The sequence below is a fragment of the Streptomyces beihaiensis genome (assembly GCF_026274175.1).
GTDB classification, from domain to species: domain Bacteria; phylum Actinomycetota; class Actinomycetes; order Streptomycetales; family Streptomycetaceae; genus Streptomyces; species Streptomyces beihaiensis.
Window position 1 is genome coordinate 42642 of the sequence record NZ_JAPHNL010000013.1, and the last position, 20018, is coordinate 62659.

At 72.2% G+C, this 20018-nt stretch carries 14 protein-coding genes and 3 tRNA genes; 8 read left to right on the plus strand and 9 right to left on the minus strand.

Annotated elements, in window-relative coordinates:
• Window positions 1-2 precede the first annotated feature (2 nt).
• On the minus strand, window positions 3-2345 hold the full coding sequence (locus OFY01_RS02460; RefSeq protein ID WP_266595844.1) for a molybdopterin oxidoreductase family protein: 2343 nt from the start codon (window positions 2343-2345) through the stop codon (window positions 3-5).
• Between the two features lie 163 nt (window positions 2346-2508).
• Window positions 2509-3213 (minus strand): SanA/YdcF family protein, encoded by a 705-nt coding sequence (locus tag OFY01_RS02465; protein ID WP_266595845.1) that lies wholly within the window; start codon window positions 3211-3213, stop codon window positions 2509-2511.
• 251 nt (window positions 3214-3464) lie between these two features.
• Between OFY01_RS02465 and OFY01_RS02470 the strand changes: the two genes are divergently transcribed.
• The 5 genes from OFY01_RS02470 to OFY01_RS02490 all read left to right on the plus strand — a co-directional run bounded on the left by OFY01_RS02470 (window position 3465) and on the right by OFY01_RS02490 (window position 10787).
• The gene (locus tag OFY01_RS02470; protein ID WP_407700265.1) at window positions 3465-4430 is read left to right on the plus strand and encodes a sirohydrochlorin chelatase; all 966 of its coding nucleotides are present in this window, start codon (window positions 3465-3467) and stop codon (window positions 4428-4430) included.
• A gap of 130 nt (window positions 4431-4560) precedes the next feature.
• Window positions 4561-5865, plus strand: a complete 1305-nt coding sequence (locus OFY01_RS02475; protein ID WP_266595846.1) for a deoxyguanosinetriphosphate triphosphohydrolase — start codon at window positions 4561-4563, stop codon at window positions 5863-5865.
• Window positions 5866-6016: 151 nt separating this feature from the next.
• A complete protein-coding gene (locus OFY01_RS02480; RefSeq protein WP_266595847.1) occupies window positions 6017-7282 on the plus strand; it encodes an NAD(P)/FAD-dependent oxidoreductase in 1266 nt (421 codons plus the stop codon).
• A 59-nt stretch (window positions 7283-7341) separates the two neighbouring features.
• The gene (gene dnaG / locus OFY01_RS02485) at window positions 7342-9261 is read left to right on the plus strand and encodes a DNA primase (RefSeq protein ID WP_266595848.1); all 1920 of its coding nucleotides are present in this window, start codon (window positions 7342-7344) and stop codon (window positions 9259-9261) included.
• Window positions 9262-9389: 128 nt separating this feature from the next.
• Window positions 9390-10787, plus strand: a complete 1398-nt coding sequence (locus OFY01_RS02490; protein ID WP_266595850.1) for an RNA polymerase sigma factor — start codon at window positions 9390-9392, stop codon at window positions 10785-10787.
• A gap of 139 nt (window positions 10788-10926) precedes the next feature.
• Here OFY01_RS02490 and OFY01_RS02495 read toward each other — a convergent pair whose 3' ends face one another.
• The 4 genes from OFY01_RS02495 to OFY01_RS02510 form a co-directional block, all read right to left on the minus strand.
• Window positions 10927-12858, minus strand: a complete 1932-nt coding sequence (locus OFY01_RS02495) for an ABC transporter ATP-binding protein (protein WP_266595852.1) — start codon at window positions 12856-12858, stop codon at window positions 10927-10929.
• Window positions 12858-14597 carry an ABC transporter ATP-binding protein gene (locus OFY01_RS02500; RefSeq protein WP_266595853.1) on the minus strand — a complete coding sequence of 580 codons (1740 nt, stop codon included), beginning with the start codon at window positions 14595-14597 and terminating at the stop codon, window positions 12858-12860. The genes OFY01_RS02495 and OFY01_RS02500 overlap by 1 nt, the downstream gene beginning before the upstream one ends.
• A gap of 540 nt (window positions 14598-15137) precedes the next feature.
• Window positions 15138-16619, minus strand: coding sequence for a xylulokinase (locus OFY01_RS02505; protein WP_266595854.1), 1482 nt, complete (start codon window positions 16617-16619; stop codon window positions 15138-15140).
• Between the two features lie 42 nt (window positions 16620-16661).
• Entirely contained in the window at window positions 16662-16979 is a 318-nt protein-coding gene (locus tag OFY01_RS02510) for a YtxH domain-containing protein (protein ID WP_266595855.1), read from the minus strand.
• A 157-nt stretch (window positions 16980-17136) separates the two neighbouring features.
• Here OFY01_RS02510 and OFY01_RS02515 point away from each other — a divergent pair.
• The 3 genes from OFY01_RS02515 (at window position 17137) to OFY01_RS02525 (ending at window position 17538) form a co-directional block, all read left to right on the plus strand.
• Window positions 17137-17209: transfer RNA gene (locus OFY01_RS02515), tRNA-Asn, on the plus strand.
• 5 nt (window positions 17210-17214) lie between these two features.
• Window positions 17215-17287, plus strand: a tRNA-Asn gene (locus OFY01_RS02520).
• A gap of 177 nt (window positions 17288-17464) precedes the next feature.
• Window positions 17465-17538: transfer RNA gene (locus OFY01_RS02525), tRNA-Ile, on the plus strand.
• Between the two features lie 270 nt (window positions 17539-17808).
• On the opposite strand, the gene OFY01_RS02530 is transcribed toward OFY01_RS02525, so the two are convergent.
• The 3 genes from OFY01_RS02530 to OFY01_RS02540 all read right to left on the minus strand — a co-directional run bounded on the left by OFY01_RS02530 (window position 17809) and on the right by OFY01_RS02540 (window position 19856).
• Entirely contained in the window at window positions 17809-17991 is a 183-nt protein-coding gene (locus tag OFY01_RS02530; RefSeq protein WP_266595856.1) for a hypothetical protein, read from the minus strand.
• Entirely contained in the window at window positions 17988-18335 is a 348-nt protein-coding gene (locus tag OFY01_RS02535; RefSeq protein WP_266595857.1) for a hypothetical protein, read from the minus strand. Before OFY01_RS02535 ends, OFY01_RS02530 begins: the two co-directional genes overlap by 4 nt.
• Window positions 18336-18764: 429 nt before the next feature.
• Entirely contained in the window at window positions 18765-19856 is a 1092-nt protein-coding gene (locus OFY01_RS02540; RefSeq protein WP_266595859.1) for an ABC transporter substrate-binding protein, read from the minus strand.
• Window positions 19857-20018 lie beyond the last annotated feature (162 nt).

The following is a 20018-nucleotide window of genomic DNA, read 5'->3' on the forward strand; positions in this document are numbered from 1 at the left end:
GGTCAGTCCGACTGCTCCGCCGCCCGCTCCACCCGCACCGCGCACACCTTGAACTCCGGCATCCGCGACGTCGGGTCGAGCGCCGGATTGGTCAGCGCGTTGGCGCGGCCCGCACCCGGCCAGTGGAACGGCATGAACACGGTGTCCGGGCGGATGTTTCCCGTCACCCGCGCGGGCGCCACCGCCCGGCCGCGCCGCGACACCACGGCGACGTCCTCGCCCTCCGCCACGCCGATCCGCGCGGCCAGCCGCGGGTGCAGCTCCACGAACGGGCCGGGCGCCGCCTTGTTCAGCTCGTCCACCCGCCGCGTCTGCGCCCCGGACTGGTACTGGGCGACGACCCGGCCCGTCGTCAGATGCACCGGATACGCGGCGTCCGGCTCCTCCGCGGCGGGCCGGTGCGTCACCGGCACGAAACGGGCCCGCCCGTCCGGCGTGGCGAACCGGTCGAGGAAGAGGCGGGGTGTGCCCGCGAGGCCGTCTTCCGCTGGACCCGGCACCGGCTCCGGCGTCGGCGCATCGGCTGACGGCTCGTCCGTCGGAGGCGCGTCCGGCGCCGAGTCCTCCCCGTCGAGGACGCTGTCCGTGTTCTCGCCGCGTCGGCCGTTCTGGCCGTCTTGGCCGTCTTGGCCGTCCTGGCCGTCCTGGGTGTTCCGGCCGTTCTGGGTGTTGTGGCCGCTCACGGTGTTCTCCGCCGGGCACGGCCAGAACACCCCGTCCTCCGCCGCCAACCGCCCGTACGAGATGCCGGAGTAGTCCGCCGGGCCGCCGGCCGACGCGCGACGGAGTTCGTCGAATACCTCCTCCGGGTCGGCCGGGAACTTCTTCTCCAGGTCGGGCGCGAGCCGCGCCGTCAGCTCCCGCAGCACCTCCAGGTCGGAGCGCACACCCTGCGGAGGGTCGATCGCGCGGCGCCGCAGCAGCACCCGCCCCTCCAGGTTGGTCACCGTGCCCGTCTCCTCGGCCCACTGCGTCACCGGCAGGACCACGTCCGCCAGTTCCGCCGTGTCCGAGAGCACCACGTCCGCGACGGCCAGGAAGTCGAGCGAACGCAGCCGGTCCTCCACGTGCGCGGCGCGCGGCGCCGACACCACCGGGTTCGAGCCCATCAGGAGCAGGGCGCGCACATCCCCGCCCAGCGCGTCGAGCAGCTCGTACGCCGAACGGCCGGGGCCGGGCAGCGAGTCCGGGTCGACGCCCCACACCCCGGCGACGTGGGCCCGTGCCGCCGGGTCGGTCAGTTTGCGGTAACCGGGCAGCTGGTCGGCCTTCTGGCCGTGCTCGCGGCCGCCCTGGCCGTTGCCCTGCCCGGTGAGGCAGCCGTAGCCGGAGAGGGGGCGTCCTGGGCGGCCCGTGGCGAGCGCCAGATTGATCCACGCGCCCACCGTGTCCGTGCCCTTGGACTGCTGTTCGGGCCCGCGCGCGGTGAGGACCATGGCGTGCTCGGCGTCCGTGAACAGGTCGACCGCCGCGCGCAGCCGCGGCACGGGCACCCCCGTGACCCGCTCCACGTACTCCGGCCAGTGGGCCATCACCCCGGCCCGCGTCTCCTCCCAGCCGCTGGTCCGCTCCCGTACGTACGCCTCGTCGACCCGCCCCTGCGCCACCACCAGGTGCAGCATGCCGAGCGCGAGCGCCAGGTCGGTGCCGGGGCGCGGCGCCAGATGCAGATCGGCCTGTTCGGCCGTGCGGGTGCGGCGCGGGTCGATGACGATCAGCTTGCCGCCGTTCGCCTTGAGCTCGGTGAGGTAGCGGAGCGCCGGGGGCATCGTCTCGGCGAGATTGGAGCCGACCAGGATGACGCAGTCCGTACGGGCCACGTCCGCCAGCGGGAACGGCAGCCCCCGGTCGAGCCCGAACGACCGCTGTCCGGCCGCGGCGGCCGAGCCCATGCAGAACCGGCCGTTGTAGTCGATCTGCGACGTGCCGAGCACGATCCGGGCGAACTTGCCGAGCGCGTACGCCTTCTCGTTGGTCAGGCCGCCCCCGCCGAAGACGCCGCACGCGTCGGTGCCGTGCGCGGCACGCGCGCGTGCCAGGCCGGTGGCTACGGCGTCCAGGGCCTCCTCCCAACCGGCCGGTTCAAGGCGACCCGTGGTGGTGTCCCGCACCAGGGGTCCGGTCAGCCGCACCCGCGAGGAGAGCAGCGTCGCCGCGCTCTGTCCCTTGCCGCACAGCGCCCCCTGGTTCACCGGGAACTCCGCCCGCCCGGTGACCTCGACCCCCACCTCCCCGTCGCCCGTCAGGACCGGGGTGAGCCGCATGCCGCATTGCAGGGCGCAGTACGGGCAGTGGGTCGCGGTCGGAGGGAGTGCGGCGGTGGCGGCAGCGGAGGCGGTGTGCATACCGGCCAGCGTGCGGGCGCGTTGTTACGCGGCGGTGGGCGAGGCGGTTACGCACCGGGTACGCGGACCTCCCAGGCTCCGGTGCCCGGCCGTGAGGTCACCGCCACCGCCACCGCCACCGCCACCGCCACGGCTATGGCCACGGCCATGGCCACGGTCACCGTCACGGGTGACCGCCGCCGCGCAAGGCGTCGCGGATTCCGTGCTCGCGTGCGCCGAGGAAACGCGGCGCGGGCCGGAACACGGCCTCCAGCGCCGCCTTCCCGGCCGCGAACACCTCCCGCGCGCCGCCCGCGTACCAGGTCACGTCGTGCGGCTCGTCGACCCCGACGCCGTACGAGGTGACACCCGCTGCCTCGCACAGAGCCACCGCGCGGCGCACGTGGAAGCCCTGCGTGACCAGGATCGCGCGGTCGACGCCGAAGATCTTCTTGGCCCGTACGCACGAGTCCCAGGTGTCGAACCCGGCGTAGTCGCGCACGACGACCCGGGCCGGGACGCCGTGGCGCGTCAGGTAGGCGCGCATGGCGTCGGGCTCGTCGTAGTCGGCGCGGCTGTTGTCGCCCGTGACCAGGAGCGCGCGGACGCGTCCGGCGCGGTAGAGCGCGGCCGCCGCGTCGAGGCGGTGGGCCAGGTAGGGGGAGGGCTCCCCGTCCCACAGACCGGCGCCGAAGACGACGGCGACATCGGTGCGCGGGGCGTCCTCGGTGGTCCGCAACCGGCCCGAGGCCGTCAGGAACAGCCAGGTCGCTGGCAGCAGCGCGAGCACGCAGACCGCCATGACGCACTGCACGGCCTGCCGTCGGCCCTTGCGGGTGCGGGGCAGGCGCGGCGGACGTGGCAGGCGCAACCGACGCCGTACGGACATGGGTACCCCCGGGGGAGGACGATCGCTTTCCGCGACGAGGACGCGCGGCGGGGCCCGAACGGTTCGTGCCCGGGCGCCGCGGATGCTCGCGCTTCGTCGGCGACCGCGCGTCGTGGTCGCTTCGCGCGCGGTTCCCCGCGCCCTTGGGCGCGGCCCCGCGCACACGGACCGGCACCGCCCCGTGAACCCCTGGCAACCACTCGTCACCGCCGCGCAACAGCGTGGCAATCCGCGTCCCGCAGCATCGGTGCATGACGGACGACGAGTCGTACGGCACCACTACGCACCTCGGCACCACTACGCACCTCGGCACCACCACGCACCTCGACAGCACCACGCACCTCGACAGCACGGCGGGACTGCTCACCATGATCGGACACCAGCTCGGCAGCCGGCTCGGCAGGGTCGCCCCTCCCAGCCGCCGCCCCGCCACCCCGAACCGCCCCGCCCTCGTCCTGGTCGCGCACGGCAGCCGGAACCCGCTCGCCCTGGCCACCGTGACCGCGCTCGCCGAGCGGGTCCGCGCACAACGGCCCGAGCTCGACGTCCGGCTCGGACACATCGAGCTCAACGAGCCCCTGCTCAGCGACACGCTCGCCGACCTGCCGCCCGGCCACGGAACCTCCACGGACGCCGCCGCCTTCCCGGACGCGATCCTCGTACCGCTGCTCCTCTCCCGCGGCCACCACGTCAAGCACGACATACCCGAGGCCGCGGCCGCCGCCGACCACCTGGTCACCCGCGTCGCCGCCCCGCTCGGCCCGCACCCGCTGCTCGCCGAGGCCCTGCACGACCGCCTCACCGAAGCGGGCTGGCCCGCGGCTCCCACCCGCCGCACCGGCGTCGTGCTCGCCGCCGCGGGATCCCGCGACCCGGACGCCGCCACCGACACCCGCCGCACCGCCGCCCTGCTCGCCCGCCGCCTCGGCGTCCCGGTGGTCCCCGCCTACGCCTCCGCCGCCACACCTGACGTCCGTACGGCCGTCCGTGCCCTCGCCGCGCGCGGCCGCACCCGTACCGCGGTCGCCTCCTACTTCACCGCGCCCGGCCGTTTCGCCACCGAGACGTCCGCCGCCGCACCGGGCGTCGCGGCGGCCCCGCTCGGCGACCACCCGTCCCTGGCCCGCCTGATCCTGCACCGCTACGACAGCGCCCTGGCCGGAGTCCACGCCGCCGCCACGAGCACCGGCCCCGCCCCCCGGCTCGCCACCGCCTGACCCGAACCCGCGAACTGCGAACCCTCGAACTGCGACCCCCCGAACTGCGACCCCCCGAACTGCGAACCCCCGAACTCCGAACCCGAGCCCACAAGACCGTTTCCGCCTCGACTTGTCCTACTGTCGGTACATGGACGACAGCAGCGGCATCTACGACGAGGACGCGGTCGAACGCTGGGCGCCCGAGCCCGACAAGCGGCCGGGCCGCACCGCGTTCCAGCGCGACCGCGCGCGTGTGCTGCACTCGGCCGCGCTGCGCAGGCTCGCGGGCAAGACCCAGGTCGTCACGCCGGGCACCCGCAGCAGGCACTGGGACGCCAGCCCCCGTACCCGGCTCACCCACTCACTGGAGTGCGCCCAGGTCGGCCGCGAACTCGGCGCGGCCCTCGGCTGCGACCCCGACCTCGTGGAGACCGCCTGCCTCTCCCACGACCTGGGCCACCCGCCCTTCGGGCACAACGGCGAACAGGCGCTCAACGAAGTGGCCCAGGACTGCGGCGGATTCGAGGGCAACGCCCAGTCGCTGCGGCTGCTCACCCGCATCGAACCCAAGAGGTTCACCGTCGCCCCGGACTCCGGTGAACCCGTCAGCGTGGGGCTCAACCTGACGCGGGCCGCGCTCGACGCCGCCACCAAGTACCCGTGGCCGCGCGGCGAGCACCCCACCGACCCCGCCTCGCCCAAGTTCGGCGTCTACGAGGACGACCGCCCCGTCTTCGACTGGGTCAGGAAGACCGCGCCCGGCCGCAGCACCTGCTTCGAGGCGCAGGTCATGGACTGGTCGGACGACGTCGCGTACTCCGTGCACGACCTGGAGGACGGGCTGCACGCCGGGCACCTCGACCCCAACATGCTGCACGCCGAGCCCGAGCGCGCCGACATCTTCGCCGTCGCCGTCGGACGGTACGTCCCGCACGACACCGACCCCGCCGAACTCGCCGCCGCCCTGGACCGGCTCCTCGACCAGGAGTGGTGGCCGCACGGCTACGACGGCACGGCCGTCGCCCAGGCCCGCCTCAAGGACGCCACCAGCCAGCTCATCGGCCGCTTCTGCCTCGCCGCCGAGGGCGCCACCCGGCAGCGGTACGGCTCGGGCCGCCTCACCCGGTACGCCGCCGAACTCGTCGTCCCCCGCGAGGCCCGCCACGAGTGCGCCGTGCTCAAGGCCGTCGCCGACCGGTACGTCATGCAGCGCCCCCAGCAGGAGGCGCTCCGCGCCGACCAGCGCATCGTCGTCGCCGAGTTGGCGCAGGCGCTCACCGCCCGCGCGCCCGACGGCCTCGACCCGCAGTTCCGCGCCCTGTACGACGACGCGCCCGACGACCGCACCGCCAAGCGTGTGATCGTCGATCAGATCGCCTCGCTCACCGACGCGTCGGCGCGCTCCCTGCACGCCCGCCTCGCCGGGAGCCCCACCGGGCAGCGACCAGGGTAAAGATCACCAAAACCGGGGAAACGGGGCCTTCGGCCCTGGGGCGACCACTCGGCGTGACGAAAAGATGTCCGGATGGGGGCACGCCCTCTTCCCGCACTACGCTGCGTGCGGGACGCTCGCATATGACGGCTTGCCAACGAGGAGGCATCACGTGGTCGACGCGGACCTGACGTTCGTCATCGTCGGAGGAGGGCTCGCCGGTGCGAAGGCCGCCGAGACCCTCCGCGCCGAGGGCTTCACAGGGCGGGTGATCCTGCTCGGCGACGAACGGGACCACCCCTACGAACGCCCGCCCCTGTCCAAGGGGTACCTGCAGGGCAAGGAGGACCGCGACAGCGTCTTCGTCCACGAGCCGACCTGGTACGCCAACCACGACATCGAGCTCCACCTCGGCCAGCCCGCCACCGCCGTCGACCGCGCCGCCAAGACGGTCCAACTCGGCGACGGCACCGTCATCCGCTACGACAAGCTGCTGCTCGCCACCGGCGCCGAACCGCGCCGCCTCGACATCCCCGGCACCCAGCTCGCCGGCGTCCACCACCTGCGCCGCCTCGCCCACGCCGAACGCCTCAAGCACGTCCTCGCCTCACTCGGCCGGGACAACGGCCACCTGGTGATCGCCGGGGCCGGCTGGATCGGCCTGGAGGTCGCCGCCGCCGCGCGCGAGTACGGCGCCGAGGTCACCGTCGTCGAGCCACAGCCGACCCCGCTGCACGCCGTGCTCGGCCCCGAGATCGGCCAGATCTTCACCGAGCTCCACAGCGACCACGGGGTCCGCTTCCACTTCGGCGTCAAACTCACCGCCATCAGCGGCCAGGACGGCATGGTCCTCGCCGCCCACACCGACGACGGCGAGGAACATCCCGCCCACGACGTCCTCGCCGCGATCGGCGCCGCCCCGCGCACCGCGCTCGCCGAGGCCGCCGGACTCGACCTGGTCGACCGCGCCCACGGCGGCGGCATCGCCGTCGACACCTCGCTGCGCACCAGCGACCCGGACATCTTCGCCGCGGGGGACGTCGCCGCGCTGCGGCACCCGCTCTTCGCCGACCGGCTCCGCGTCGAACACTGGGCCAACGCGCTCAACGGCGGCCCGGCCGCCGCCCGCGCCATGCTCGGCAAGGACGTCACGTACGACCGCGTGCCCTACTTCTTCTCCGACCAGTACGACCTGGGCCTCGAGTACTCCGGCTGGGCGCCCCCGGGCTCGTACGACCAGGTGGTGATCCGCGGCGACGCGGGCAAGCGCGAGTTCATCGCGTTCTGGCTCAAGGACGGGCAGGTCCTCGCCGGGATGAACGTGAATGTGTGGGACGTCACCGAGCCGGTCCAGCAGCTGATCCGCTCCGGCGCCCGCCCCGGCACCGACCGCCTCGCCGACCCGTCCGTCCCCCTCACCGATCTCGTGACCGAGTGACGGGAGGAGCGAGCCACGGGAGGGGCGGGAGTGTCCGACCGCCCCCGTAGAATCGCCGTGTGGCAGGCAGGATCAATGACGAGGACGTGAAGGCGGTTCGGGACGCGGTCCCGATCGACGCCGTGGTCTCCGAATACCTGCAACTGCGCAACGCGGGCGGCGGCAACCTCAAGGGCCTGTGCCCGTTCCACGACGAGAAGTCCCCGTCCTTCCAGGTCAGCCCCAGCAAGGGTCTCTTCCACTGCTTCGGCTGCCAGGAAGGCGGCGACACCATCACGTTCGTGATGAAGGTCGACCACCTCTCCTTCTCGGAGGCCGTCGAGCGCCTCGCCGGACAGGCCGGCATCACGCTCCGCTACGAGGAGGGCGGCTACAACCCGACCCACCAGCGCGGCGAGCGCATCCGCCTGGTCGAGGCCCACAAGATCGCCGCGCAGTTCTACGTCGACCAGCTGGAGTCACCGGAGGCCGAGATCGGCCGCGCCTTCCTCGCCGAGCGCGGCTTCGACCAGGCCGCCGCCCAGCACTTCGGCGTCGGCTACAGCCCGGCGGGCTGGGACCACCTCACCCGCTTCCTGCGCGGCAAGGGCTTCAGCGACAAGGAGCTGATCCTCTCCGGCCTCTCCCAGGACGGCCGCCGCGGGCCCATCGACCGGTTCCGCGGCCGCCTGATGTGGCCCATCCGCGACATCGGCGGCGACGTCGTCGGCTTCGGCGCCCGTCGCCTGCGCGACGACGACAACGGCCCGAAGTACCTGAACACCCCCGACACCCCGATCTACAAGAAGTCGCAGGTCCTGTACGGCATCGACCTCGCCAAGAAGGAGATCGCGAAGTCGTCCCGCGCGGTCGTCGTCGAGGGCTACACCGACGTCATGGCCTGCCACCTCGCCGGAGTCCCCACCGCCATCGCCACCTGCGGCACCGCCTTCGGCGGCGACCACATCAAGATCCTCAGGCGCCTCCTCATGGACAACGGCAGCGCCCGCGTGATCTTCACCTTCGACGGCGACGCGGCCGGGCAGAAGGCCGCGCTGCGTGCCTTCGAGGACGACCAGAAGTTCGCCGCCGAGACGTACATCGCCATCGCGCCGGACAACATGGACCCGTGCGAGCTGCGCCTCGCCAAGGGCGACGAGGCCGTCGCCGACCTCGTCGAACCCCGCACCCCGCTCTTCGAGTTCGCGCTCCGCCAGATCGTCGGCCGCTACGACCTGGAGACCCCGGCGGGCCGCGCCGCCGCCCTCGACGAGGCCGCGCCGATCGTCGCCCGCATCAAGAACAGCGCCTCGCAGCACGAGGTGGCCGTGCAACTCGCGGGGATGCTCGGCATCCTCGACACCCAGTTCGTGGTCAAGCGTGTCGCGCAGCTGGCCCGGTGGGCGCGCGAGCGCGGCGGCAGGGGCCCCGCCCCGGCTCCCGCGCCCGGCACACGGGCGGGGCAGGTGCCGGGGCCACAGGCGTCCGGGCCCGCCCGCCCGTTCGGCGGCCCGGCGCTCACCCTGCGCAACCCGGTGTACACGACCGAGCGTGAGCTGCTCAAGCTCGCCCTCCAGTACCCGGAGTTGGTCTCCCCGGCCTTCGACGCCTACGGCATCGACGAGTTCACGGCCCCCCCGTACGCCGCCGTGCGCCAGGCCATCCTGGAGGCGGGCGGCGCCGAACAGGGCGTGCACGACCCGCAGGCGTACCTCGTGGCGGTCCGCGAGGCGGCCCCCGACGACCAGGTCCGCGCCATGGTGACCGAGCTCGCCGTCGAGGCCATCCACCGCAGGACCGTCGACGAGGCGTATGCGGGCGAGCAACTCGTCACCGTCCGCAAGAGAGCCGTCGACCGCCGCATCCACGAGGTCCAGGGCACCCTCACGCGTCTCGGCTCGGGCGGCGACCCGCAGCAGCTCGCGGCCGTGCAGAACGAGCTGTGGGTGCTCCAGCAGTACGGCCAGGCGCTGCGCGAACAGGGCCCCGGCGCGCTCTGACCGGCGCCCCGGCGCCGTCGTGAGGGGAGGCCGGGGACCTCTCGGTGACCGCGCGTCATGCGGCGGACTCAAAAAGTCATCGCACGCCCCTCGTGGCAGCAGTGTGTCGTACTCCACACTGGGGTGCGGTGCCTGAGTCCTCGGAGCGCGGCCGCAGCCCGGTCATCGGGTTGTCCGACATCCCCGCGGTTCCGCTCGACGCGTACGGGACGGATGGCGGCGCGGCCGCCGACCCCGCCCCCCTGCCGCACGCCTCAGCCGCGATCACCCTGGAGGTCGCCCCCGTGCAGACCCAGACCCTCACCCACAGCGACAGCGCAGCGCACACCGTCACCGACCCGGACACCACGGCCGAGGACGACGTGCTCAGCTCGGTCCCGACGCAGAACAGGGCCGAGCACCATCCGGAGGCGAGCACGACGACTTCCGCCCCGACGGGCACCGACACCCCTGCCGACTCCTCTGACTCGGCCGCTCCCTCTGGCTCCTCTGGCTCCGCCGACTCTTCTGGCTCGGCCGATCCCTCTGGCTCCGCCGACTCCTCCGAGAGCGCGGAACCACCTGAACCGGTGCGCGGCGCCGTCCGCGCCGACGCCTCCGGCCCCTCCTCCGACCTGTTCCGCCAGTACCTGCGCGAGATCGGCCGCATCCCGCTCCTCACCGCCGCCGAGGAGGTCGAGCTCGCGCGGCGCGTCGAGGCGGGCCTGTTCGCCGAGGAGAAGCTCACCACGGCCGACGCCACCGCCCCCGACGGCCTGGACGACCAACTGGCCCTCGACCTCGACCGCCTTGTGGTCATGGGCCGCATGGCCAAGCGCCGCCTCATCGAGGCCAACCTGCGCCTGGTCGTCTCCGTCGCCAAGCGCTACGTGGGGCGCGGACTGACCATGCTCGACCTCGTCCAGGAGGGAAACCTGGGCCTGATCAGGGCGGTCGAGAAGTTCGACTACGCGCGCGGCTACAAGTTCTCCACGTACGCCACCTGGTGGATCCGCCAGGCCATGTCCCGCGCCCTCGCCGACCAGGCCCGCACCATCCGTGTCCCCGTCCACGTCGTCGAGCTCATCAACCGCGTCGTCCGCGTCCAGCGCCGCATGCTCCAGGAGCGCGGCTACGAGCCCACGCCGGACGAGGTCGCCGCCCACCTCGACCTGTCGCAGGAACGCGTCAGCGAGGTACTGCGCCTGGCCCAGGAGCCGGTCTCCCTGCACGCACCCGTCGGCGAGGAGGAGGACGTCGCGCTCGGCGACCTCATCGAGGACGGCGACGCGGCCAGCCCCGTGGAGTCCGCCGCCTTCCTCCTCCTGCGCCAACACCTGGAGGCCGTCCTGTCCACGCTCGGCGAGCGCGAACGCAAGGTGGTGCAACTGCGCTACGGCCTGGCCGACGGCCGCCCGCGCACCCTGGAGGAGATAGGCCGCATCTTCGGCGTGACCCGTGAACGCATCCGCCAGATCGAGTCCAAGACCCTCAACAAGCTGCGCGATCACGCTTTCGCCGACCAGCTCCGCGGTTACCTGGACTGACGAGGAGGACAGGACTACCCGACGGCGGGCGAGGACCGAAGGGGCGCGGGGAACCGCGCGAGCCACCGCATGAGCCCGGCACCCGGCAGAAAACCCCGCACCCCTCCCCGCCCCCTACGGCCCCCGCCGCTTACAGGCTCTAGTCGACCTCCGCGACAGCCTCCGCGAACTGCGCCTCGTACAGCCGCTGATACGCCCCGCCGGAGCCGACCAGCTCATCGTGCGAGCCCTGTTCGACGATCGCCCCGTTCTCCATGACGAGAATCGTGTCGGCGTCGCGGATCGTCGAAAGACGGTGCGCGATGACGAACGAGGTCCGCCCCGCGGCGAGCCGGGCCATGGCCTTCTGGATGAGCACCTCGGTCCGGGTGTCGACGGAACTGGTCGCCTCGTCGAGCACGAGGATCACCGGGTCCGACAAGAACGCCCGAGCGATGGTGATGAGCTGCTTCTCGCCCGCGCTCACCCCGGTCCCCTCGTCGTCGAGGACGGTGTCGTACCCGTCCGGCAGCGTCCGGATGAACCGGTCCGCGTGCGCGGCCTTCGCCGCCGCCTCGACCTGCTCACGGCTGACGTCCTTCGCCGAGCCGTACGCGATGTTCTCCGCGATGGTCCCGCCGAACAGCCACGTGTCCTGCAACACCATGCCGATCCCGGCCCGCAGGTCGTCGCGGGTCATCTTCGCGATGTCCACGCCGTCGAGCGTGATCCGCCCGCCGGTCACCTCGTAGAACCGCAACAGCAGATTGACGAGGGTCGTCTTTCCGGCCCCCGTCGGCCCGACGATGGCCACCGTGTGGCCGGGCTCGGCGGTCAGCGACAGGTCCTCGATGAGCGGCTTGTCCTCCTCGTAGCGGAAGGCGACGTGCTCGAACTCGACGTGCCCGCGCAGCGGATCCGGCTTCTGCCCCGGCGCGGGGTCCGCCGACTGTTCCTCGGCGTCGAGCAGTTCGAAGATCCGCTCCGCCGACGCGACACCCGACTGCACCAGGTTGGCCATCGAGGCGAGCTGCGTCAGCGGCATCGAGAACTGCCGCGAGTACTGGATGAACGCCTGTACGTCACCGATGGACAGCGACCCGGACGCCACCCGCAACCCGCCGACCACGGCGACGAGCACGTAGTTCAGATTGGAGATGAAGAACATCAGCGGCTGCATGATGCCGCTGTTGAACTGCGCCTTGAACGACGCCTCGTACAGCGCCTGGTTCTGCTCCGCGAACTGCTCGGCCGACTCCTTCTGCCGCCCGAACACCTTCACCAGGGCGTGCCCGGTGTACATCTCCTCGACGTGGGCGTTGAGCGCGCCGGTCGTCCGCCACTGCTGCACGAACTGCGGCTGCGCCCGCTTGCCGACCTTCGCCGCCACGAACACCGACAGCGGCACCGTGACCAGCGCGACGAGCGCGAGAATCCACGAGATCCAGAACATCATCGTCAGCACGCCGATGACCGTCAGCAGCGAGTTGAGCATCTGGCCCATCGACTGCTGCATGGTCTGGTTGATGTTGTCGATGTCGTTGGTGGCGCGACTGAGCACCTCGCCGCGCTTCTGCCGGTCGTAGTACGACAGCGGCAGCCGCTCCAGCTTGGCCTGCATGTCGGCGCGCAGCCGCGCCACGGCCAGGTTGATCAGCCGGTTGGCGAGCCGCGTGCCGATCATCATAGCCAGGCCCGCGCACGCGAACACCGCGAGGCCGAGCAGCAGCACCTCACCGATGTGCCCGAAGTCGACGCCCTTGCCCGGCGTGAAGTCGACGCCGCCGAGCATGTCGGCGACGCCGCCCTGCCCCCGGGCGCGCAGACCGTCGATCACCTGCTGCTTGGTCTGCCCGGCCGGCATCCGCCCGCCGATGATCCCGCCGAACAGCAGGTCGGTCGCGCGGCCGAGGATCTTCGGCCCGACGACCGAGAGGCCGACGCTGACCATGACGGAGACCAGCACGCACGCCACCGCCGCGCGGTGCGCCGCGAGCCGCTTGAGGAGTCGCTTGCCCGACCCCTTGAAGTCCATCGAACGCGAACCGGGGCCGCCGCCCGCCGCCATCCGCGCCGCCGCAGGACCCGCCATCAGGCCGCCTCCGCTTCCGTCAGCTGGGAGAGCACGATCTCCCGGTACGTCTCGTTGCCCGCCATCAGCTCGTGGTGCCGGCCCGTGCCGACGACCTTGCCCTCGTCGAGGACGACGATGCGGTCGGCGTCCCGGATCGTCGCGACGCGCTGCGCCACGATCACCACGGTCGCGTCGGACGTCTCCTCGCCGAGCGCGCGGCGCAGCGCCGCGTCGGTCGCGTAGTCGAGCGCCGAGAACGAGTCGTCGAACAGGTAGATCTCCGGCCGCTGCACGAGCGTGCGCGCGATGGCGAGCCGCTGGCGCTGCCCGCCGGACACGTTCGTGCCGCCCTGGGTGATCGGCGCTTCCAGACCGCCCTCCAGCGCGCTCACGAACTCCTTGGCCTGGGCGACTTCGAGTGCGTGCCACAGCTCGTCGTCGGTGGCGTCCGGATTCCCGTAGCGCAGATTGGACGCGACGGTGCCGGAGAACAGGTACGGCTTCTGCGGCACGAGCCCGACCGTCCGCGCCATCAGCGCCGGGTCGATGCTCTGCACGTCCTCGCCGTCCACGAACACGCCTCCCGCCGTGGCGTCGTAGAGGCGGGGCACGAGACCGAGCAGCGTCGACTTGCCGCTACCGGTCGAGCCGATGATCGCCGTGGTCTCGCCGGGCTGCGCGACCAGGTCGACGCCGCGCAGGACCGGCTCCTCGGCACCCGGATAGCCGAAGTCCGCCGCCACGATCTGAAGGTGCCCGCGCCGTCGCAGCTCGCGCACGGTCGCCTCGGGGGCGGGCGGCACGACGCTCGTCTCGGTGGAGAGCACCTCCTGGACGCGCTCGGCGGACACCTCGGCGCGCGGTACCTGCATGAACATGAACGTGGCCATCATCACGCTCATCACGATCTGCATGAGGTACGCGAGGAACGCCGTCAGGTCGCCGATCTGCATGCCGCCGCTGTTGATGCGGTGGGCGCCGAACCAGACGACCGCGATGGACGTGACGTTCACGATCGTCATGACGAACGGGAACATCAGCGCCATGATCCGCCCGGTGGCGAGCGAGGTCTCGGTCAGGTCGAGGTTGGCCCGCCCGAACCGCTCCTTCTCGTACGCGTCCCGGACGAACGCGCGGATCACACGGTTGCCGGTGATCTGCTCACGCAACACCCGGTTGACCGTGTCGAGCTTCTTCTGCATGGACCGGAACAGCGGCCGCATCTTACGGATGATGAGGGTCAGCACGATCGCCATGACCGGCAGCACGGCGAGCAGCACGCCGGACAGCGGCACGTCGAGGCCGAGGGCCATGACCACACCACCGATGCACATGATCGGCGCCGACACCATGAGCGTGAAGCCCATCAGCACGACCATCTGGACCTGCTGCACGTCGTTGGTGGTCCGGGTGATCAGCGAGGGCGCGCCGAACTGCCCGACCTCCCGCGCCGAGAACGACTGCACCCGGTCGAAGACGCCCGCGCGCACGTCCCGGCCGAGCGCGGCGGCGGTCCGGGCGCCGAAGAACACGGCGCCGGTGTTGCACACGACCTGCACGACGGTGACGCCGAGCATCAGTGCGCCGTAGCTCAGGATGTAGCCGGTGTCGCCCTTGACGACACCGTTGTCGATGATGTGCGCGTTGAGGGTGGGCAGGTACAGCGAGGCGCAGGTCTGCAGGAACTGCAGCAGCACCAGCAGCCCGATGGGTTTCTTGTACGGGCGGAGGTATCTCCGCAGGAGTCGTATGAGCACGCTCGGTCTCTCGGTGTCGGCGGGTTGAGGTGTGAGCGGACGGTATGGGGAGGGGACGCGCGCGCCGCCGTCGAAACGACGACGCCATGCACCCCTATCGTCGAACACTCCCCCCGCGTTACCTCAACCCATTTAGCCGGGGGCCGACGGCGGAGGGTGGACATTCGGGGGCCGGGGGGCGGGGCCCGGGGTGGCGGGGGCAGCCGGGGGCCGACATCCGGGGGCCGATGGCCGAGGGCAGCCGATCGTCGGGGCCGGTGGCTGGTGGACCGGGGCGTCCGACAGCCGGGGCTGGGGCAGCCGAGGGCTGGGGGCCGACATCCGGGGGCCGATGGCCGAGGGCAGCCGATCGTCGGGACCGGTGGCTGGGGGCAGCCGACCTCCGGGGGCCGGGGGCCGGGGGATGACAGGCAGGGCCGGTGGCTGGTGACTGGTGGCCGGTAGCCGGAAGCCAGTGGGCGGCGGCCCGCGGGCGGCGGCCCGCGGGCGGCGGCCCGCGGGCGGTGGCCGGTGGGCGATGGACGGTGGCCGCCGCGAGGGTTACGCGAACGCCCCGGGGTGGATCTGCTCCCGCACGGCCCGGTACTGCTGCCGCACCGCCTGGCCCACCGCGGCCTCCTCGCCCGGCTCGAAGACCTGCGTGGCCGCGCCCTGCCACTGCGGCAGCTGCCCGGACAGCGCCCAGGCCGCCTGCCGGGCCGCGCCGATCGCCGCGTAGTCCGCGGGCTGCGGCACCACGACCTGCGCCCCGAACAGCATCGGCGCGGCGGCCTGCACGGCGTGCAACTCGGCGGCGGCGCCCAGCAGGAACACCCGCCGCACGGACACTCCGCGCTCACGCAGCACGTCCAGGGCGTCCGCGAGTCCGCACAGCATGCCCTCGAAGGCGGCCCGCGCCAGATGCTCGGGCTTCATGGACTCCCGCCGCAGCCCGCTCAGGGTTCCCGCGGCGTGCGGCAGATCCGGCGTCCGCTCGCCTTCCAGATACGGCAGGAGTACGAGCCCGTGCGCTCCGGGCGTCGACTTCATGGCCAGCTCGGACAACTCCTCGATGCCGCCCGTCCGTCGCCCGCCACCGCCCTCAACGGAAGGGCCTTCGGCTCCCTTGGATCCCAGACCGAGCATCTCGGCGGAGCCACGCAGCGCCCGTACTGCGTTGGTCGTGTGCACGACCGGAAGGTGCATCCCGGTGGCGTCGGCGAGCGAGGTGACGGTGCCGCCCGCGTCGACCAGCGCCTCGTGGTGCACGGCCATGACGGATCCGGAAGCGCCGAGCGACACCACGGCATCGCCGGGGGAGACCCCGAGCCCGAACGCCGCCGCCATCGTCTCCCCGGTCCCGGCCGAGATGACCAGGCCCTCCGGGGTGGTGCCCGCCCGGTCGCCGGGCCCGAGCACCTCGGGCAGCGCGGCCGGTTGCCCGAGCGCCAGCTCCACCAGGTCGGGCCGCCACTCGCCGCTCGCCGCCGACCAGTACCCCGTGCCGGAGGCCCCGCCGCGGTCGGTCGTCCGGCGGGCGGGCCGCCCGAGCAACTGCCACACCAGCCAGTCGTGGGCCTGGAGCAGCTGGGCGACGCGCCGCGCGTTCTCCGGCTCGGTCCGCGCCAGCCACCGCAGTTTGCTCACCGGCTGCGCGGCCTGCGGTACGGAGCCGACGGCCTCGGCCCACGCCTCGCGCGAGCCGAGCCGGTCGACGAGGTCGGCCGCGGCGACCTGGGCCCGCTTGTCGCCGCCGACCAGAGCGGGGCGCACGGTGTTGCCCTGCGCGTCCAGCGGCACCAGGGCGTTCTGCTGCGCGGAGACCCCGATGGCCTGCACGCCTTCGAGCAGACCGTCACCGGCGGCCTCGCCCAGCGAGAGCAGCCAGGCCTGCGGATCGACGTCGGAGGGCCGCCCGCCGCCCTCCACGGCCGGCAGCGGATGCGCGGCGTACCCCTGCCGGAGCACGGCCCCGGTGTCCGCGTCACAAACGACAATGCGCGTGAAATCGGGCGAACTGTCCAGCCCGGCGACTATCCCCATACGGGAAAGTCTGCCGCACCCCCGGACCTGCCCGTGCCGTGGCTACGTATTGCTGGTGCCCCAGTCGTCGTCCTCCATGGCACCGGCCCCCCGCTGCTCCCGCTGCTCCCGCAACGACCGCACCCGCCCGGCCACGGACGCCGGCACCCGGTCCCCGACCTTCTCGCCGACCGAGTGCAGCGCCTTGCCCGCGTACTGGCGCGTCTGCTGCGCGGCTGATTCCGCGGTGTTGCGCACGGCGGGATTCTGTGCCGCGTCACGCGCGGCCTTCTTCAACTTCTCGTACTGCTCGCGCCCGGCCCGTGTCCCCAGTACGTAACCCAGGGCCAGACCGGCGACGAAGGTGAGCCGGTAGCGCATGGCGGCAGCCTTTCCGTAGCTCGTTCGGCAGCTCGATGATCACCGAGGGGGAACCGATTGGCGGAGCACCCCCCTGCTTGCGCTAATGTATGTGTCGCAGCGAGCGCGCGCCGCCCGGCAGGACCAGGTGGCGGGTACGTTCGAGGCACGCAGGCATTCCCCTGTAGCTCAATTGGCAGAGCAGCCGGCTGTTAACCGGCAGGTTACTGGTTCGAGTCCAGTCGGGGGAGCTCGATCTCCTGTAGCTCAATTGGCAGAGCAGCCGGCTGTTAACCGGCAGGTTACTGGTTCGAGTCCAGTCGGGAGAGCTGACGGACAAGCCCCCCGGAGTCCACTCCGGGGGGCTTTTCCACGCCGGAGGGAACCGTCCGCGCGCGTACGGGGTCCTCATGGTCGTGCAGAGCCGAACCATCCGAAGCAGGAGATCGTATGAGCGGCTATGCTGCGGCAGACGGCGCGCACACTTGTACGCGACGCGCCGTTACGGGGCGGTAGCTCAGCCGGTTAGAGCAGCGGACTCATAATCCGTCGGCCGTGGGTTCGAGTCCCACCCGCCCCACCGAGGGTTGCCGCCGCAGGAACGTTTTAACCTGCGGCTCGCCCATAAGTCCTTCATCTGGAGGACATGATTCCCCGTCAGGGAGATCGTTGGCCGGCCCGCTGCTGGCCCGAAAGAATAACGATCAAGACATGCGAGAGCCCCCAGCCGAGTGCCCGGCTGGGGGCTCTGACGCGTGGTCTGTGTGGGTGCGGTGGCACCCCACGCGCCGTCGTGCCGCCGCCCGGGCCCGCCGCCGGCCGTGTGTGCTGGGCGGCCGACGGCGGGGGCCTACCGGCACCAGCCGCCGATCGGCGCGGTCTGTGTGGGCGGCGGCTGGACCGGGCGTACGTGGCGCCGCTCGACTGTCGGCCCCGGCCCGGACGGGCTGAACACGTCGACCGTGTCTGCGGCCTCGTCCGGTCGGATCGGTTCGGCGCAGCGCCAGCGGTACCGGCCGCCCTCGGTGCTCACAGCCGCCGTCCGTCCCGCAGCGCGCGCCGCAGCTCGGCCGTCTCCGCGCACAGCGTGTCGTCGTCGGCGCACTGCTCGCAGGTGGCGGAGTGCTCGACGAGCTGGGCGTGGACCATGGCGACGGTGCGGATGGTGCAGGCGCGTGGGAAGCAGCGGTACCCGTCCTCGGCGATCCGTTCACCGAGGTCGACGCACCGGGCCGGGTCGAGCGGGTTGGCGCACCACACGCAGCGGTGACCGCGCAACTGTGCCTCCGTCAACTCGCCGACAGGCGGGAGCTGGACGGGCGCCTCCTTGATGCCGGTTGGAGGCGCCAGGGTCGGGTTGTCCGTCGTGGTGCTCATGCTGCTCCTCGGGAGTGGAGTGCCTCGGCCAGTCGCATGGCATGGCCACGTTCGCGCCGATGCGACCGAGGTCGACGAGGCAGAGTTCGGGACGAGCGGTGTCGACCGCGAGGGACGGGAGCACGATGCCCACTTCGTGGAGCTACCCCCGCAGGAGCGGCGGTAGCTCTCGCTGGAAGCGGCGCTGCTCATCGGCAAGCGACATCGACCTCGCGGAACGTTGCAGCCACGCTGTCAGGGCCAGCCCCCGCGTCGGCGCCGCCCGGGGCCGCGGGCTTCACCCCCTCCGCGACGGTGACGCCGTCGTCTCGGGCGACTCCGCCGGCGTCCGCAGCGCCTGCGGTGCCCGTCGGTCGACGCGGACAGCCCTGAGGGCCCGCCCCCTCCACGGGTATGACGGGCCCTCAGGCAAGGCGCTTCCAGTCAGGGTCAGCCGTCCGCACCGGCCGGGGTCGTGGTGGTGGTGAGACCTTCCTTCTTGTTGGCGTTGAGGGCGAACTCGTTGGTGAACGTCTTGCTCAGGTCGACGGACGTGGTCACGTTCCCGACCAGCTTCAGGGTGGCCAGCGCCGTCTTCGGGCCACCGGCCGGCATGATCCCGTCCGGCAGGAACTGGCCCTTGTCCTCGTTCAGGGCCTTGATGTAGTCGGCCTTGGTGACCAGCTGGTTCTGCACGAACGACGGCGGCAGCTTGTCGGCGATGTCGGCCGCGCTGTGTGTGTGGATCCAGTGCATGGTGGCCACGAGCGCGTCGACGACCCTCTGCACCGCTTCCTTGTGTGAGTTCACCCAGTCCGTGCGGGCCAGGACACTCGCGCCCGGGAACGCGCCGCCCAGTGCCGCGGTGGCGCCGTCGGTCGTCGCCAGGTCGACCGCGGACGTGCCGACTCCCTTCTTCTCGATCGCGGCGACCGTCGGCTGCGTGGTCATCACGCAGTCGGCCTTGCCGTTCTTCAGCGCGGCGACGGCCGTGGAGCCCGCACCGACCGCGAGCCGGTGGAACTGGTTGGCCTTGACGCCCTTCTTCGCCGCCATGAACTGGGTCAGGACGTCGGTGCCCGAGCCCAGGTCCGTGACGCCGAGCGTCTTGCCCTTGAAGTCCGCGGCCGACTTCACGCCGCTCTTCGTGGTGCACATCTCGCGCTCGCCGGGGGCGCCGGACAGCTGGACGATGTCCTCGACCGCCTTGCCCTTGGCCTGGAACTCGATCGTGTGGTTGTACCAGGCGCCGGCCATGTCCACCTGGCCGGAGGCCATGGCCTCCTCGGCGCCGACTCCGCCGTTCTGCTCGGTGGTCAGCTTCACGTTGACGCCGTACTTCTTGTAGAAGCCGAGGTTCTGCGCGAGTTGGTACGGCAGGTAGATCTGCTTGTCGATGCCGCCGACCATGAGCTTGACGGTCGGGGTGCCGGAGCCGCCCGAGCCGGACGACGCGGAGTCGCCGGAGTTGCCGGAACACGCGGTGGCGGCGCCGAGGGCGAGGACGGTGATGATCGACGCGGTGACGGTTCTCTTCAGCATGGCGGGTTCACACCTTTCGGGATGCGCGGGGAGGGGAGAGGCAGACGGGGGAGAGGGGCAAGGGGGACAGGGGACGGGAGACAGCGGGCAGGAGGGGGTGGTCAGGAGGGAGTGGTCAGGGAACGGGGCGCGGGCAGGAGACAGGGGCCAGGCACCGGCGGC

Excerpts from the sequence above, each read along its gene's own strand:
- OFY01_RS02460 (WP_266595844.1), bottom strand. The coding sequence starts at position 2,345 with ATGCACACCGCCTCCGCTGCCGCCACCGCCGCACTCCCTCCGACCGCG.
- OFY01_RS02465 (WP_266595845.1), bottom strand. The coding sequence starts at position 3,213 with ATGTCCGTACGGCGTCGGTTGCGCCTGCCACGTCCGCCGCGCCTGCCC.
- OFY01_RS02470 (WP_407700265.1), top strand. The coding sequence starts at position 3,465 with ATGACGGACGACGAGTCGTACGGCACCACTACGCACCTCGGCACCACT.
- OFY01_RS02475 (WP_266595846.1), top strand. The coding sequence starts at position 4,561 with ATGGACGACAGCAGCGGCATCTACGACGAGGACGCGGTCGAACGCTGG.
- OFY01_RS02495 (WP_266595852.1), bottom strand. The coding sequence starts at position 12,858 with ATGGCGGGTCCTGCGGCGGCGCGGATGGCGGCGGGCGGCGGCCCCGGT.
- OFY01_RS02505 (WP_266595854.1), bottom strand. The coding sequence starts at position 16,619 with ATGGGGATAGTCGCCGGGCTGGACAGTTCGCCCGATTTCACGCGCATT.
- OFY01_RS02510 (WP_266595855.1), bottom strand. The coding sequence starts at position 16,979 with ATGCGCTACCGGCTCACCTTCGTCGCCGGTCTGGCCCTGGGTTACGTA.
- OFY01_RS02535 (WP_266595857.1), bottom strand. The coding sequence starts at position 18,335 with ATGAGCACCACGACGGACAACCCGACCCTGGCGCCTCCAACCGGCATC.
- OFY01_RS02540 (WP_266595859.1), bottom strand. The coding sequence starts at position 19,856 with ATGCTGAAGAGAACCGTCACCGCGTCGATCATCACCGTCCTCGCCCTC.